Source organism: Xanthomonas euvesicatoria pv. euvesicatoria (genome assembly GCF_020880415.1).
GTDB lineage: Bacteria > Pseudomonadota > Gammaproteobacteria > Xanthomonadales > Xanthomonadaceae > Xanthomonas > Xanthomonas euvesicatoria.
In genome coordinates this window covers 1-14819 of the sequence record NZ_JAJIUJ010000007.1, presented here as the reverse complement: position 1 = coordinate 14819, position 14819 = coordinate 1, and the positions used below count along the sequence as shown (strand labels likewise).

Sequence of the window (14819 nt, the reverse complement as noted above, 5' to 3'; positions counted from 1 at the left end):
CCTTCGATATGGATGGTTAGATGTGCACTGGCAGCTTCCACTTGGCCCTGTTCGAGCAGGTCAAGACGGTCGGCCCAATCCTGCATCATCCGGCGGCGCGGCTCGACATACTTGGCGTGGTTGTAGGCCGAACTCACCTTGTTCGGATCGGAGTGCGAAAGCTGCGCGTCCACCCAAATCTTGGGATAGCCGATCTCGTTGAGCGCCGTAGAAATCGTTCCCCGAATGCCATGGCCGGTCAGTTGGGCGTCGTAGCCCACTCGTTTCAAGGCAGCGTTGAGGGTGTTCTCACTGATGCGCTTCTTGAGTTCGCTGCGGTGCGCCAGCAGATGCTTCTGGGCAGGCCGCATTACGCCCAGGAGGTAGCGCACTATCTCGATCGCCTGGACAGACAGAGGCACGATGTAAGGCGGTATGTCATGCGGGCGCTTGCCGGCCTTGCGCATCTCGTCCTGAAGCTGCTTGACGATCTGCGGCGGAATAATCCACAGACCGCGGTCGAGGTCGAACTGCTCCGGTGTAGCCAGTCGCAGTTCGCCGGTACGCACCCCGGTCAGGAAAAGCAGTCGAATGCCGAGCTGCGTTTGCCAGCCACGCGGGTTGTAGAGCCTTAGCTTCTGGAGGAAGTCGGGCAGTTCAGGCAGACGCAGGTAGGGGTTGTGGCTCACCGGGGGCTTGGGCTCGGCCACCACGTCGAGGTCGGTGGCCGGATTAGCCTCCATGCCCTCGACAATGACCAGGGCGTAGCGAAACAACTGGCTCAGCCAGGTGCGGACCTTCTCGGCAGTGGTGAAAGCCTTGCGCCGCTCGATCCGCGCCAGGACGCCCAAGAGTTGAGGTCGGCGAATGTCGTAGATCGACATCCTCTCAAGGCTGGGCAGCACATCCTTTCCGAAGATTCTCTGGATCTGCGACAGCGTGCTGTTTCTGCCTTCCTTGAGTTCCTTCGCGCGATGCTCGACCCAGGCATCGAAGACGGCCTTGAACGTGTAGTCCGAGGCCAGCTTGATAGCGCGTCGCTTCTGTTTGCGGTCTGTATGGGGATTGATGCCCTTCGCCATGAGCGCTCGGGCTTCATCACGCAAGGTGCGTGCTTCGCGCAGTCCGACCTCGGGGTAGTTGCCCAAAGAGATGCGCTTTTGCTTGCCGAGCCAGTAGTAGCGCAGATGCCACGATTTGCCGCCGGTTGGAGCGACCACCAAGCCGAGGCCGTCGGTGTCAGGGATGCTGTAGGTTTTCTCGGCGGCTTTGGCTTGCCGCACGGTCAGATCAGAGAGTGCCATCATCAAACTCCTAGGTCATGAGACTTAGGCTCGATGCTGCTGGTTATCCCGATCCAACCCCAGCAACAACCCGGAACCGGCACCACCCACATTCTTTGGCCTCAATTTTGGCCTCAAAAACGCTGGCTGTTGGTGGATGTCCGTGGCGTTTGCTGTAATAAAAAAAGGAGCCGAAGCTCCTCTTTTCAACGACCTACAGATGCCAGTGGAAGTCTGTAGATCAATATTTGGAGCGGGAAACGAGACTCGAACTCGCGACCTCAACCTTGGCAAGGTTGCGCTCTACCAACTGAGCTATTCCCGCTTGGGAGGCGAAATTCTACAGCGAACAGGATAGCTGTCAACTGTTGCTTTCGATTTTTTTCGGCTTGTTGCTGATCGCTGCTTTTTCGTCGGCGCGCAGGCTTGGCCATGCAGCCTGCAGATACTGAAACCCCGACCACAGCGTCAGCAAGGCCGCAATGGCGAGTGTCCAGTAGCCTGCACGAAATATCAGGTTGCCCAGCCAGATTTCATGCGTGGGCATTTGCCCGGGCGTGACCGAATACAACAGGCACAGCAAGGCCACCATTTGTGCGGTGGTCTTGATCTTGCCGATGGCCGCCACGCGTACCTTGGCGCGCTGGCCGATCTCGGCCATCCATTCGCGGAGTGCGGAGACGGCAATCTCGCGTCCGACGATGACTGCAGCCCAGAACGCCATCCACGGCGTGGGATGGCCCTGCACGATCAGGAACAGCGCCACGGCGACCATCAACTTGTCGGCGACCGGGTCCAGAAATGCGCCGAACGCGGAATATTGGTGATAACGCCGCGCGACCCAGCCATCCAGCCAGTCGGTGATGGCGGCCAGCGCAAACACGCCGGCGGACGCGAAATTCGTCCACGTGTACGGCAGGTAGAACACCACGACCAACACCGGGATCATCACGATCCTGAGCAGTGTCAGCCACGTGGGGATGGTCAACTTCATTGCGGACTTGCCTCGCCTGCCGCATCGGGAAGCGCCAGCCCGTGCAGGTTAGCGTAGATTCGCGCGGCAAGTGCGGCATTGACCCCCTCCACTCGTGCAATCTCGGCCTCGCCGGCGGCCTTGAGCCCGACCAGCCCGCCGAAGTGCTTGAGCAGACTCGCGCGGCGCCGAGGGCCGATGCCGGGGATATCCTCGAGCTTGCTGGTCATGCGCGCCTTATGGCGGCGACCGCGGTGGCCGGTGATCGCAAAGCGGTGCGCTTCGTCACGCACCTGCTGGATGAATTGCAGCGCAGGCGACGCCGCGCCCGGCCGCAGCTCGCGGCCGTCGGCCATGATCAACGCTTCATGCCCGGCCCGGCGCTCTTCGCCCTTGGCCACGCCGACCAGCAACACGTTCTCGACCCCGAGATCGGCCAGCGCGGCCTGCGCCTGTGCCAGCTGGCCTGCGCCACCGTCGATCAACAGTACGTCGGGGAGCACGCCGTTCTCTTCCACGGCGCGACGGAAGCGGCGCTCGATCGCCTGCCGCATGGCTGCGTAGTCGTCGCCCGGCGTGATGCCGGAAATATTGAAGCGCCGGTACTGGCCACGCACCGGGCCACTGGCGTCGAATACCACGCACGAGGCGACGGTCGCCTCGCCCATGGTGTGACTGATGTCGAAACACTCCACGCGCTTGACCGGCTCGGCAAGTCCAAGCATCTCGCGCAAGGCTTCGCTGCGTGCGTGCTGCGCGCTCTGGCTGGTGAGCTCGGTGACAAGGGTCAGCTGCGCATTGCGCGTGGCCAGCAGCAGATAGCCGGCACGCTCGCCGCGCACGTTCCACTTCAGCGCCACCTTGTGCTCGGCCGCCGTACTGAGCGCCGCTTCGATCAGCTCGGCTTCCGGGATCTCGCGGTCGAGCAGGATTTCGCGCGGCGGAGAGTGCTCGGCGTAGTACTGCGATACGAACGCACCAAGAATTTCGTCGGCACTGTCTTCCCCGTTGGTCTTGGGAAAGAACGAGCGCGTGCCGAGATTGCGGCCGTCGCGAAAACTCAGCAACAAGACGCAAGCCTGGCTGGATTGCGTGGCGCAGGCCAGCACGTCCAGATCCGCTGCACGCCCGTCGACGTATTGACGGTTCTGCATGCTGCGCAGCGACGAGAGCAAATCGCGCAAACGCGCAGCACGCTCGAATTCCAGCGCCTCGCTGGCCTGCTGCATCGAGTGCATGATCTCTTCGCCGAGCTGATCGCTCTTGCCTTCGAGAAACATGGTGGCGCGGCGTACCGATTCGGCGTAATCCGGAGCCGCCACCAAGTCCACGCACGGACCGCTGCAACGCCCGATCTGGTATTGCAGGCATGGCCGCGAACGGTTGCGGAATACGCTGTCCTCGCAACTGCGCAGCTTGAAGAGCTTGTGCATCAAGCTGAGCGTCTCGCGTACACCGGTGACGCCCGTGTAAGGGCCGAAATAACGCCCTTGCACCGCACGCGGACCGCGGTGCAAGGCAATCCGGGGCCATTGTTCGCGGGTCAGCAACACGTATGGGTAGCTTTTGTCGTCGCGCAACGAGACGTTGTAGCGCGGCGACAGCGATTTGATCAGCTGGTTTTCCAGCAGTAGCGCTTCGGCTTCGCTGCGGGTGACGGTGACGTCCATGCGCGCGACCTGCGACAGCATCGAGGTCAACCGGGCGTTCTTCGGTGTCCCGTTGAAATAGCTGCCCACACGCTTGCGCAACGCGCCGGCCTTGCCGACGTACAGCAAGGTATCGTCGCCCGCATACATGCGATAGACGCCAGGCGCGGTGCTCAGTTGCGCAGCAAACGCTTTTCCATCGAAATCGTTGTGGGGCCTGACGCTCATTCGTCTATCGAAACATCACTCAGTGCGCCGCTTGCAAGGTCGTATCGCAAGATGGCATGTGCATCGGTTTCTGCGATCCAGACCGCACCGGCGGTGACCGCCAGACCGGCCGGGCCATGCAGACGACGCGGCAGCGCGACCGTGGTCAATTCACCGCCGCCCAGGCGCAGGCAGCGCAGGCGGCCATTGCCGGTGTCGGCGATCCACAGCAACGGCGAATCGGCCGCCAGTGCAATGGCCTGTGGGAACTGCAGGCGTGCCGTGCTACGTGGACCGTCCTGATCTCCAAACTGCCAGGTGCCCTGCCCGCCGACCAAGGTCTGCACCAGATCGCCGCGCAGTTGCATGGTGCGGATCGACGAGCCCAGCCCGTCGCAGACATAGGCTACCTGCTGCACGGACGCCAAGCCGGCCGGCTGTGCGAAAGCAGCGAGATGGCCGCTGCCGTCGCGAATTTCAAGGGCACCGGTGCCTGCGCGCGCGGTCAGCGCGGCTCGGCCCAGGTGATAACTCCAGATCCGGTTATCGCCGGCCATGGCGATCAACACCTGGTTGTCGGCGATGGCCAAACCTTGCGGGTAGTTGAGCGCAGAGGCACCGGGCGACGCCAGCGGGCCTTCGACCGGCTCGCCGGAACGACCGGTGCCGCACAAAGTATCAACCTGCCCGCTGCGCAGGTTGATACGACGTAGCGCATGGTTGCCGGTATCGGCGACATACAGCTGATCGCGTTCCAACGCCAAACCTTGCGGGCGCCGGAATGCCGCTTCGCCGACACCGCCGTCGATGAAATCCGCATTGCCATGCCCGAATTGGCGCAGTACGCGTCCGCTGTGCGTGCACTCGAGCACGCGGTGATGGCCGGTATCGGCGACATACAACCGGTCTTCGGTCGCGGCCAGGCCGGTAGGAAAACGCAACGCCAGGTGCGGCTCGGGCTCGCGCTCGGCCACGCCGTGCAGGTCGGCGTCCGATGGCGGCTGCTGGCCCTCGCACAGGGCAGTCAGCGCCTTGTCCAGGTCGCCAGTGACGCCCACCAGGCGCTGCCGCTCGCGGCCGTAGGCATCCAGCAGCACCAGCGTGGGCCAGGATTCGATACCGAAGCGTCGCCAGGTTTCCCAGTCCTTGTCGAGCAGGATCGGCGCACTCACGCCGTGTCCGCGCAGTTGTTTAAGCGAGCGTTGCGGCAGGCGCTCGCTGTCGAAACGCGGCACCTGCACCACGATCACCTGGAGCCGGCCAGGGCTGCGCGCCTGCCAGTGGGCAAGCTCGGCCAGGCGTTCGGCGCACCACACCGAACTGGCGTTGACGAACGCCAGCACCAGCGCACGGCCGCGATGCTCCTGCAAGGTGGAGGGCCTGGCATTGAGCCAGGTGGGAAATTCCGGCAGTTCCTGGGTGAGCTGGGCGTTCATGCGGTGATTATGCCCAAGCGCGATTAGCCGCGGGTGAGTCTGGCCACGGTGAGGCGCGCGGCAGTGTCGACCAGCTGCCATACCTGCTCGAAGTCATGCATGCTGCCGGTATACGGGTCGGGGATTTCATCGCGCGCGTCGATGCCGGCCCAGGGCAGCCACAAGGCGAGCTTGTCGCGCTGCGCCGCCGGGGCGAGCCGCTGCAGATCGCGCAGATTGCTGGCGTCTGCGCACAACAGCCAATCGAAATGCTCGAAATCCGAGTGCTTCACCTGGCGCGCGCGGAGGCCGGAAATATCCACGCCGTGACCGCGCGCGCAGCGGATGGCGCGCGGGTCCGGCGCCTCGCCGGCATGCCAGTCGCCGGTACCGGCCGAATCGACCTGGATGCGCCGCGACAAACGGGCTTCATCCAGCCGCGCACGCAACGCACCCTCGCCCATCGGTGAGCGGCAGATATTGCCCAGGCAGACGACCAGCACCTTCATGGCGATGCCACCCGCACCTGTGCGCGGACGAGATCGTCCGGGGTATCGATGCCCGGCGGAAACGGCTCAGGCGTCACCGCCACGGCGATGCGATAACCGGCTTCCATCACGCGCAGTTGTTCCAGCGATTCGATGCGCTCCAGCATGCCAGGCGGCATGGCCGCGAAGCGTTGCAGGAAGCCTGCGCGATAGGCGTAGATGCCGATGTGGCGCAGCCACTGACCTTCTGCAGGCACGCTATCGCGCTGGCTGGCGAAGCTGTCGCGGTGCCAGGGAATCGGCGCGCGGCTGAAATACAGCGCATCGCCGCCGGCTGTGCGCACCAGCTTCACCACGTTGGGATCGAACAGGTCGTGCGCGTTGTCCACCGGCGCGGCCAGCGTGGCCATTTGGGCACCGGAGTGCTGCAGCAGATCGGCAACGGCGCGGATGCCTGCAGCCGGCGCGAACGGTTCGTCGCCCTGCAGATTGACCACGCAGGTCTGGTCGTCCCATCCGGCAATGCGTGCGCATTCGGCAAGGCGATCGGTGCCGGACAGATGCGCGGCGCCGGTCATTGCCACATGCACTCCTGGCAGATGTTCGATCGCCGCAGCGATGCGCGCGTCGTCGGTGGCCACCCATACCTCGCGCGCACCCGCCAGCAACGCACGCTCGGTCACATGCTGGATCATCGGGCGATCGCCGATCCGTTGCAGCGGTTTACCCGGCAGCCGCGTAGAGGCGTAACGGGCGGGAATGGCGACGACGAAATCGGCAGGCGTGGTGGGTGTCATACGTGCGCGCTCTGGATGCAGTGGGGAAACGAGAAAACCGAATCGCTTGATGCCGATGTGTGATTGAGCGAAGTGGCTATATTCAGTGGGAGCTGCGCTGCACGGCATCAGCACTCAAAAACGCGCTGCATGCCCTGCTCGCAGCCATGCGCACCGATATTTCAGGGCAGACCTCTGCCCGAGTGTTGCGAAACTTCATGCAGCCTGGATGCCACATCACAGCAGCAAGCGCGTCCTCGACGCCTGGCTCGCGATGGTTGGCCAGCAACGTCCAGCTGCATGCTCACCATGGCCCGTGATGCACTCACACGCCCTGCCGGCTGGCCAATTTGTTCAGGCGGTCCAGCAGACTCACCCAGAACGCGGCCGGCAGCTCCGCCTTCAGTGGCACGCTGTACAACCACTCGTCGGCGAACGGACGGCATTTCACCGCGTCCTTTTCGGTCATCAGCACCGGCAGGCGGCTTCCGAAGCTGAAATCCGCGGCGCGGTAGACGTGATGATCCGGAAACGCGTGCGGCACCACGCCAATGCCGCGCGCGCGCAGCATGGCGAAGAAACGTTCCGGATGCGCGATGCCCGCTACCGCATGCACGCGCTGCCCGGCAAGCATGCTCAAGGGCTGCGCACGCTTGCCATCCATCGGCTGCACGCTGTCGATGCTCAAACGCATCTGCCACTCGCCGAAACCGGCATCATCGGGCACCTGCGGTGCGGCAGTCGCACTGGCCTGGCCAAGATTGACCACGCGGAAATCGCAATCGCGTGCCCGCGCGGCCGGTTCGCGCAGCGGCCCAGCGGGCAACAGGCGTCCGTTGCCGTAGCGCCGCTGGCCATCGACCACTTCGATCTCGACATCGCGCGCCAGACGGTAATGCTGCAGCCCGTCGTCGCAGATCACGATGTCGCAGCCCGCTTCGACCAGCGCCCGTGCAGCAGCGAGCCGGTCGCTGTCGACACGCACGCGTGCACCGGTTTTCCAGGCGATCAACACCGGCTCATCGCCGCCGAGCGCCACCGGCGTGTCCGCTTCGACCCACCGCGCGGTACCTGCGTCATCGCGGCCGTAGCCACGGCTGGCGACACCAGGCGTCCAGCCGGCTTCCTGCAGCTTTACGACCAAGGCGATCGTCAGCGGCGTCTTGCCGGTGCCGCCGGCAGTGACATTGCCAACCACGATCACCGGCACCGGTACCCGGTGGCGCCTGCGCCAACCGCGGCGATACAGCGCCCGCCGCAATGCGATGGCAGCGCCGTAGACCGGCGCCAGGATGCGCGCCGGCAAGGGGATCGGCGTGTTGTCGTACCAGTAACCCGGGGTGCGGGTGCCGCGCTTGCTCATGCCTGGCGTTCGCGGAATTGCATGCCGTGCAGATGCGAATACAAGCCGCCCTGCGCCAGCAATTGGTGATGCGTACCGCGCTCGACGATCCGCCCCTGGTCCATTACCAGCACCTGATCGGCATGCTCGATGGTGGACAGGCGATGCGCGATGACCAGCGTGGTGCGGTCCGGCATCAGCTTGTGCAGGGCGTCCTGTACCAAGCGCTCGGATTCGTTGTCCAGCGCTGCGGTGGCCTCGTCCAGGATCAGGACCGGCGCGTCCTTGAGCATGGCGCGTGCGATCGCCAGACGCTGGCGCTGGCCACCGGACAGGCGCCCGCCCTTGGTGCCGACATGCGACTGCAGCCCCTCGGGCAGTTGCGCGACAAATTCCATTGCGTTTGCGCCCAGAATCGCCCGCTCCAACTGGCCGGCATCGGCGTTGCGCATTTCACCGAACGCCACGTTGTCGGCGATGCTGCCGTCGAACAACATCACCTGCTGGCCCACCAGCGCAATCTGCCTGCGCAGATCCGCCAGCGCATACGCCTGCACCGGATGACCGTCGAGCAAGATCTGCCCGGCCTCGGCTTCGTAAAAACGCGGGATCAACTTGATCAGACTGGACTTGCCGCTTCCCGAACGCCCGACGATGGCAGTGACGGTGCCCGGTTGCGCAACGAAACTGACATCGGCCAGCGCCGGATTGACCTGGCCGGGGTAGCGCGCCGTGACATCGCGAAATTCGATCAAGCCCTTGGCACGCGTCAGCGGCACGGTACCTTGATCCGGCTCGTCCGGGCTGTCGAGCACTGAAAACAAGCGCTCGGCCGATGCCAGGCCGCGCTGCACCATGTTCTGCACATTGGTGAGCTGCTTGAGGCCCGGAATGATGGTCAGCATCGAAGTCATCAGCACGACGAAATCGCCGGCCGTCAGGCGCCCGGCCAAGGCCTGCGCACCGGCCACGAACAGCAGGGCCGACAGGCCGATCGCGCCGATCATCTGCACGGTGGCAGTGGAAATGCCGCGGGTGGATTCGACCTTCATCGCCAGGCGCAGGTTGCGATTGGCCAGCGCGCCATAGCGCTCCATTTCGGTCTGCTGGGCCCCGTAGATCTTGACCTCCTGATGGCTGGACAAGGTCTGGTCGGCAGCCTGCAGCAGCTGCGCACCGCTTTCCTGGATGCTGTGGCTGATACGGCGGTAGCGCCGCGCCACCTTGTCCATCACCCAGGCCAGCACCGGGGCGAGCACCAGGATGGTCAACGTCACCTGCCAGCTATGCCACAGCATCAGTGCCAGCGCACCGATCACCTGCAGCGATTGCTGGATCATGACCTTGACCGCATCTACTGCGGCCTGCGCAACCTGGTCCGAATCCGAGCCCAGCCGTATCAGCATCGAGGGCACCGGCTCCGAATCGAAGCGTGACCCCGGCAGGCGCAGATACTTGGCCATCACCTTGATACGCAGGTCGCGCGCGATGCTGCGTGCGGACTTGCCCATGGCCATGTCGGTGATGTAACCGGCGACGCCGCGCACCACGAACAGCAGGATGATCTGCACCGGCAGCCAGCGACTGACCTCGGCGTTCTTGTAGATGAAGGTCTCGTCGGTGATCGGCTTCATCAACGCCAGAAACCCGGTGGTGCCGGCCGCTTCGATCAACGCGGCGATCAACGCGGCCACCAGCAACAAGCGATATGGCTTGGCAAACGCCAGCAGGCGACGGTACGTGCGCCAGGAAGACACTGGCGCCGGGCGGTCGGTGGAGATGGTCACTGGCGGGTTCCGTTGGTGCTTGTCTTGCCGGTCGTACCGGTGGCGCTGGCCGGAGGCGCGGTGGCGATGGCAATGCGCCGGAAGCCGAGCTGGCCCAGCGCATCCTGCGCGGTCACCACGGCCTGATACGGGGTCCGCGCATCGGCGCGCATCAGCACGGTCTGTTCGCGGTCATCGCCGGCGATCTGGGCGATGGTCTGCTTGAGCGAATCCACATCCGAGCGCAGTACTTCCTGATCGTTGATGAAATAACGCCCATCGGCGTTGACCAGCACGCTCAACGAACGCGGCGGCGCACTGGTGTGCTGGTCGCTAGCGGTCGGCAACTGCAGCTGCAGCGTGGAGCGTGCGTCGAAGGTCGTGGTCACCACGAAAAAGATGATGAGGACGAGGATGACGTCAATCAATGGCACCAGGTCGATATGCGGCTCGTCCTGGCTTCGGTCGCTGCCGATGCGCATCCGTCAACCCTTCGCCGTGACGGGCTTGGCGCCCGCTGCGGCCGGCGCGACGGCTGCCGGCACGACTCGGCCATCGATGGTGTCCAGCAACAAGGTGGCTTCCTGCTCCATCTCGATGATGTAACCGGCGATGCGCCCCTTGAAAAAGCGATGTGCCATCAATGCCGGAACAGCGATGATCATGCCGGTGGCAGTGCACACCAGGGCCTTGCCGATGCCGCCAGCGAGCTGATTCACATCGCCGACGCCGTGATCGAGGATGCCCAGGAACATCTGGATCATGCCGACCACGGTACCAAGCAGACCCAACAACGGCCCGGCCGAAGCGATCGTGCCCAACGCATTCAGGTAGCGCTCCATGCGATGCACCACATGCCGGCCGGTGTCTTCGATACGTTCGCGAATCATGTCGCGCGGGCGGCCGCGCACATCCAGTGCAGCGGCCAGCAAGGCGCCCAACGGCGAATTGCGGCGCAGCGATTCGATGTGGGTGGGATCCAGATTGCCGCGCGCGGCCCACTGACGGACCTCTTCGCCCAGGCCCGGCGGCGTCACCTCATTGCGGCGCAGGCTCCACAGACGCTCCAGCACGATCGCCAGGGCGATCACGCCCAGCAACAGCAACGGCACCATCGGCCAACCGCCTGCCTTGACCAGCTCCAACACGATTCGATTCCTCCGGCAACACGGCCGCCTGTTCGCTGACCGATAGAATAGCAGCCGACCGCCGCCGTTCCGCAGCATCCCATAGCCGCGGCTGCCAGTGCCGCCGCTCGCGCAGTTGCAGGCCCGCGGCACCGAGCCAAACCCGTATCGCTCCCGCCTGGGCAGTGTCCAGCACTTCTGCTCCGCCCGACTTCCAGCGTTGCACGACCTCGGCGCGCGGATGCCCGAATCTGTTGCCATGACCGGACGACACCAGCGCCAGGCGTGCGCCGGTCGCGGCGATGAAGCCGGCTTGCGAGCCGTCGGCGCTGCCGTGGTGCGGCACGATCACCAGGTCCGCACGCAGATCCGCGGCGCGCCCGCGCAGCAGGCGGCGCTCGACGATTTCGCCAATATCGCCCGGCAACAGTGCGCTCGCATACGCGGTCTCGACCCGCAGCACGCAGCTGGATTGATTGCGTAGATAAGGAAACCCAACGCCGGGATGCAGGAAGCGGAAGCGCACACCGTCCCACTCCCACTGCTGCCCGGCGCGGCAACGTGCGGTGACGTCCAACGGCGCACCCGGTGGCGCAGCCGTGCGTGCCACCGGCAGCCCCGTGCGCACCGCGGCATAGCCACCGGCATGATCGGCGTCGGCGTGGCTGAGCACGATGGCATCCAGCCGGCGTACGCCAAGCGCGCGCAACGCCGGCAGCACGACGCGCTCGCCGGCATCGAACCCGTCGCGCACCGCCGGACCGGTATCGAACAACAGCGCATGGCGTTGCGTGCGCACCAGCACCGCCAAGCCCTGGCCCACATCCAGCACGTGCACTTCCGCCTCGCCTGCGGCGGTAGGTAGCTCGCGATCCGGCCAGAGCAGCGGCAACCACAGCAGCGCCGCCAACGATTTACCCGGCGTTGCGCGCGGCAGCAACAGCCAGAACGCACCGAGCAAGGCGGCGATCAGGGCAACCCCATCGGACTCGGGCACCCACCACAACGCCACCGCGGTGTGCCCGAGCCAGACGAACCCCGGCCAGGTCAGCTCAAAGCACCAGCCCGCAAGCTGCCATGCCCATACGCCGGTCCCTGGATAGATCGCTTCGAGCGCGGTCCCCAACAGGCACAGCGGCACCACCACGAAAGTCCACCAGGGAATGGCGACCAAATTTGCGAATGGCCCGACCAGCGACGCCTGCCCGAACAGGCTGACCGTCAACGGCAGCAGGCCAACGGTGGCCACGGTCTGCGCAGACAAAAAGCCGCGCACGATGGCGCGATCGTCAGACGGCAGGCACCAGACCAGCCATGCCACGCCGGCGAAGCTGAGCCAGAAGCCAGCCACCAGCACGCTGAGCGGATCCCACAGCAACACCGCCAACAAGGCGAGCGAGAGGACGTGCGCGGTCGAGGCGCGTCGCCGCAGTACCCTGGCGAGGGCCACCACCGCAATCATCAACACGGTGCGTACCGTCGGCAGCGCCATGCCAGCCAATAGCGCGTAGGCGGCGGCGCCGAGTAGCGCGGCAATCGATGCCGCATGCAGACGCGGCATGAAGGTGCCCAGTCGCGGCTGCCAGCGCCATATGCCAGCGACCAGCAGCGCGAAGAATGCCCCGACCAGCCCGACATGAAATCCGGAGATGGCGATCAGATGGCTGAGCCCGGTCGCGCGCAACGTTGCCCATGCCATATCGTCCAGCCCGCGGGTATCTCCGAGCGCGAGCGCCCGCAGGTACGGCGCAGAAGGGCCGCCGACACGCTCGGCGATGCGTTGCGACATCCATTCGCGCCACGCATCCACGCCTTGCGGCGGCGCGATCTGGCGTGCGGTTGCAGGCATGCGCACATAGCCCGTCGCAGCGATGCGCTGCGCCACTGCCTGGCGCTCGGCATCGAAGCCTCCGGGATTGCGCAAGCCGCGTGGCGCACGCAGCTTGAGCCGCAGCTGCCAACGCGCACCTGCATGTAGCGCTGCGCGCGGGCCGATGCGCTCGGCGCCAAAGTCGTCGTACCAGGCCAGTTGCAGGAGCTTCCCGCGCAGTGCCGCGGGCTGCGCCGGCGCTTGGTCCACGCGCAGCTGAAAGCGGGTACGGCGTTGCTCGGCGGTCGGCAGGCCGACAATCTGTCCGCGCACGGTGACATCGCGTGTTTCATTCCGGGGAAGCAGTTGCGACTGCAGGGCATCGGTCACCTGCCACCCCATCGTCCCGAATCCAAAGAGTGCCGCCGCCCCTGCCAGCAATAGCGCACTCCGGCGCGGGCGCAGCCACACCGTCGCGCCGCTGCCCAGCAATGCAACACACACGCAGCCGACGTAAACCATGCGCGCAAGCAGTGTGGGCGACCAGGCGCAGGCCACCACGCCCAGCAATAACGCGGCCGCAATGGCCACCGCCGATCCCATCTGCGGCGGCGCTGCCTGCGCTGACACCTCCATGCTGTCGGTCGCCATTCCGCACCCTATCGATCAACGTCTTCACCTTAGATCGCGGCACCTTCCACGCACAGCGGAGATCTGCCCAAGCCTGGGTAGGAAGAACACTGCGCGGCGCTCGCCGATCGCGAATACGGAAGAAGTACTGCAGCCCGCAACCACTGGATGCAGTGCGTAGGACAGTGCACACCTGACGATGCATGCCGCAGCAAATGGAGCGATCAACGGCGCAGCACGCGCTCTGGCCCAGCATTCGCCCCGATTTCATGGTGTCGCCGCTAAGGTGAAATCCGTTTTCCAGGAGTCTCCCCCATGCGTAAAGGCATTGCATTGATCGTCGGTGTGACCGGCATCTCCGGTTACAACCTTGCCAACGTGCTGCTCGCCGACGGCTGGACCGTGTACGGCCTTGCACGCCGGCCACTGCCCCACGACGGTGTCATTCCGGTCGCGGCAGATCTACTGGACGCCGACAGCACCAACAGCGCGTTACGTGGCCTACCGATTACCCACGTGTTCTTCTGCACCTGGACCCGCCGCGATACCGAACGCGAGAACGTCCAGGCCAACGGCGCGATGATGCGGCACCTGTGCGATGCACTCAGCGATGCGCCGCTGCAGCACATGGCGCTGGTCACCGGCACCAAGCACTACCTGGGCGCCTTCGAGAATTACGGCAGCGGCAAGGCCGAGACGCCGTTTCGCGAAAGCGAGCCGCGCCAGCCGGGCGAAAACTTCTACTACACGCTGGAAGACCTGCTGTTTGCGCATGCGCAGCAGCACGGTTTCGGCTGGAGCGTACATCGCTCGCACACCATGATCGGCATGGCCAACGGCAGCAACGCCATGAACATGGGCGTGACGCTGGCGGTGTATGCATCGCTGTGCAAGCACACCGGGCAACCGTTCGTGTTCCCAGGGTCGCAAGCGCAGTGGAACAGCCTCACCGACCTCACCGATGCCGGGCTGCTCGGCCGCCAACTGGCCTGGGCCGGACTTAGCCCCGCAGCGCGCAATCAGGCCTTCAACACCGTCAATGGCGATGTGTTCCGCTGGCGCTGGATGTGGGGCGAGATTGCGAAGTTCTTCCAACTCGATGCTGCGCCCTGCCCCGCTGTGCCTGAACCGCTGGAACCACGCATGAGCCAGACCGCACCTGCCCTATGGGCTGAGGTGGCCGCGCAACACCAGCTGGTAGAGTCCGACGTCAATCGGCTTGCATCGTGGTGGCATACCGATGCCGACCTAGGCCGCGAGATCGAGTGCGTCAACGACATGACCAAGAGCCGCGAACTGGGTTTCCTCGACTTCTACGACAGCCGCGCCTCGTTCTTCGAACTGTTTACCCGCCTGCGGGCACTGCGCATCATT

Annotated in this window: 12 protein-coding genes and 1 tRNA gene; 1 reads left to right on the top strand and 12 read right to left on the bottom strand. The window is 64.9% G+C overall.

Going from position 1 to position 14819, the window contains the following annotated elements; translation table 11 throughout:
- From LN450_RS00665 to LN450_RS00610, 12 genes are all read right to left on the bottom strand, one after another.
- The coding region (locus LN450_RS00665; protein ID WP_228884911.1) for a tyrosine-type recombinase/integrase at positions 1-1286 on the bottom strand (1286 nt) is incomplete at its 3' end.
- A 225-nt stretch (positions 1287-1511) separates the two neighbouring features.
- Positions 1512-1587, bottom strand: a tRNA-Gly gene (locus tag LN450_RS00660).
- 36 nt (positions 1588-1623) lie between these two features.
- On the bottom strand, positions 1624-2256 hold the full coding sequence (gene pgsA, locus LN450_RS00655; RefSeq protein ID WP_005916703.1) for a CDP-diacylglycerol--glycerol-3-phosphate 3-phosphatidyltransferase: 633 nt from the start codon (positions 2254-2256) through the stop codon (positions 1624-1626).
- Positions 2253-4112 (bottom strand): excinuclease ABC subunit UvrC, encoded by a 1860-nt coding sequence (uvrC, locus tag LN450_RS00650; protein ID WP_011347461.1) that lies wholly within the window; start codon positions 4110-4112, stop codon positions 2253-2255. Before uvrC ends, pgsA begins: the two co-directional genes overlap by 4 nt.
- Positions 4109-5527, bottom strand: a complete 1419-nt coding sequence (locus LN450_RS00645) for an NHL repeat-containing thioredoxin family protein (RefSeq protein ID WP_031422836.1) — start codon at positions 5525-5527, stop codon at positions 4109-4111. Before LN450_RS00645 ends, uvrC begins: the two co-directional genes overlap by 4 nt.
- Positions 5528-5550: 23 nt before the next feature.
- Positions 5551-6015 carry a low molecular weight protein-tyrosine-phosphatase gene (locus tag LN450_RS00640; protein ID WP_011347459.1) on the bottom strand — a complete coding sequence of 155 codons (465 nt, stop codon included), beginning with the start codon at positions 6013-6015 and terminating at the stop codon, positions 5551-5553.
- Positions 6012-6791, bottom strand: a complete 780-nt coding sequence (gene kdsB / locus LN450_RS00635) for a 3-deoxy-manno-octulosonate cytidylyltransferase (RefSeq protein WP_011347458.1) — start codon at positions 6789-6791, stop codon at positions 6012-6014. The genes LN450_RS00640 and kdsB overlap by 4 nt, the downstream gene beginning before the upstream one ends.
- A gap of 304 nt (positions 6792-7095) precedes the next feature.
- Positions 7096-8133: a tetraacyldisaccharide 4'-kinase gene (gene lpxK, locus LN450_RS00630; RefSeq protein ID WP_011347457.1), complete on the bottom strand. Its 1038-nt coding sequence runs from the start codon at positions 8131-8133 to the stop codon at positions 7096-7098.
- Positions 8130-9899 (bottom strand): lipid A export permease/ATP-binding protein MsbA, encoded by a 1770-nt coding sequence (gene msbA / locus LN450_RS00625; RefSeq protein WP_011347456.1) that lies wholly within the window; start codon positions 9897-9899, stop codon positions 8130-8132. Before msbA ends, lpxK begins: the two co-directional genes overlap by 4 nt.
- Entirely contained in the window at positions 9896-10360 is a 465-nt protein-coding gene (locus LN450_RS00620; protein WP_008576649.1) for an ExbD/TolR family protein, read from the bottom strand. Before LN450_RS00620 ends, msbA begins: the two co-directional genes overlap by 4 nt.
- Positions 10361-10363: 3 nt before the next feature.
- On the bottom strand, positions 10364-11026 hold the full coding sequence (locus LN450_RS00615) for a MotA/TolQ/ExbB proton channel family protein (RefSeq protein ID WP_033837296.1): 663 nt from the start codon (positions 11024-11026) through the stop codon (positions 10364-10366).
- Positions 10917-13466: a DNA internalization-related competence protein ComEC/Rec2 gene (locus tag LN450_RS00610; protein WP_011347454.1), complete on the bottom strand. Its 2550-nt coding sequence runs from the start codon at positions 13464-13466 to the stop codon at positions 10917-10919. Before LN450_RS00610 ends, LN450_RS00615 begins: the two co-directional genes overlap by 110 nt.
- A 294-nt stretch (positions 13467-13760) precedes the next feature.
- Here LN450_RS00610 and LN450_RS00605 point away from each other — a divergent pair.
- On the top strand, positions 13761-14819 hold a 1059-nt coding region (locus LN450_RS00605), incomplete at its 3' end, for an SDR family oxidoreductase (RefSeq protein ID WP_228884909.1).

Coding starts and splice junctions, on each gene's coding strand:
- pgsA (WP_005916703.1), bottom strand. CDS start 2,256: ATGAAGTTGACCATCCCCACGTGGCTGACACTGCTCAGGATCGTGATG.
- uvrC (WP_011347461.1), bottom strand. CDS start 4,112: ATGAGCGTCAGGCCCCACAACGATTTCGATGGAAAAGCGTTTGCTGCG.
- LN450_RS00645 (WP_031422836.1), bottom strand. CDS start 5,527: ATGAACGCCCAGCTCACCCAGGAACTGCCGGAATTTCCCACCTGGCTC.
- LN450_RS00640 (WP_011347459.1), bottom strand. CDS start 6,015: ATGAAGGTGCTGGTCGTCTGCCTGGGCAATATCTGCCGCTCACCGATG.
- kdsB (WP_011347458.1), bottom strand. CDS start 6,791: ATGACACCCACCACGCCTGCCGATTTCGTCGTCGCCATTCCCGCCCGT.
- lpxK (WP_011347457.1), bottom strand. CDS start 8,133: ATGAGCAAGCGCGGCACCCGCACCCCGGGTTACTGGTACGACAACACG.
- LN450_RS00620 (WP_008576649.1), bottom strand. CDS start 10,360: ATGCGCATCGGCAGCGACCGAAGCCAGGACGAGCCGCATATCGACCTG.
- LN450_RS00610 (WP_011347454.1), bottom strand. CDS start 13,466: ATGGCGACCGACAGCATGGAGGTGTCAGCGCAGGCAGCGCCGCCGCAG.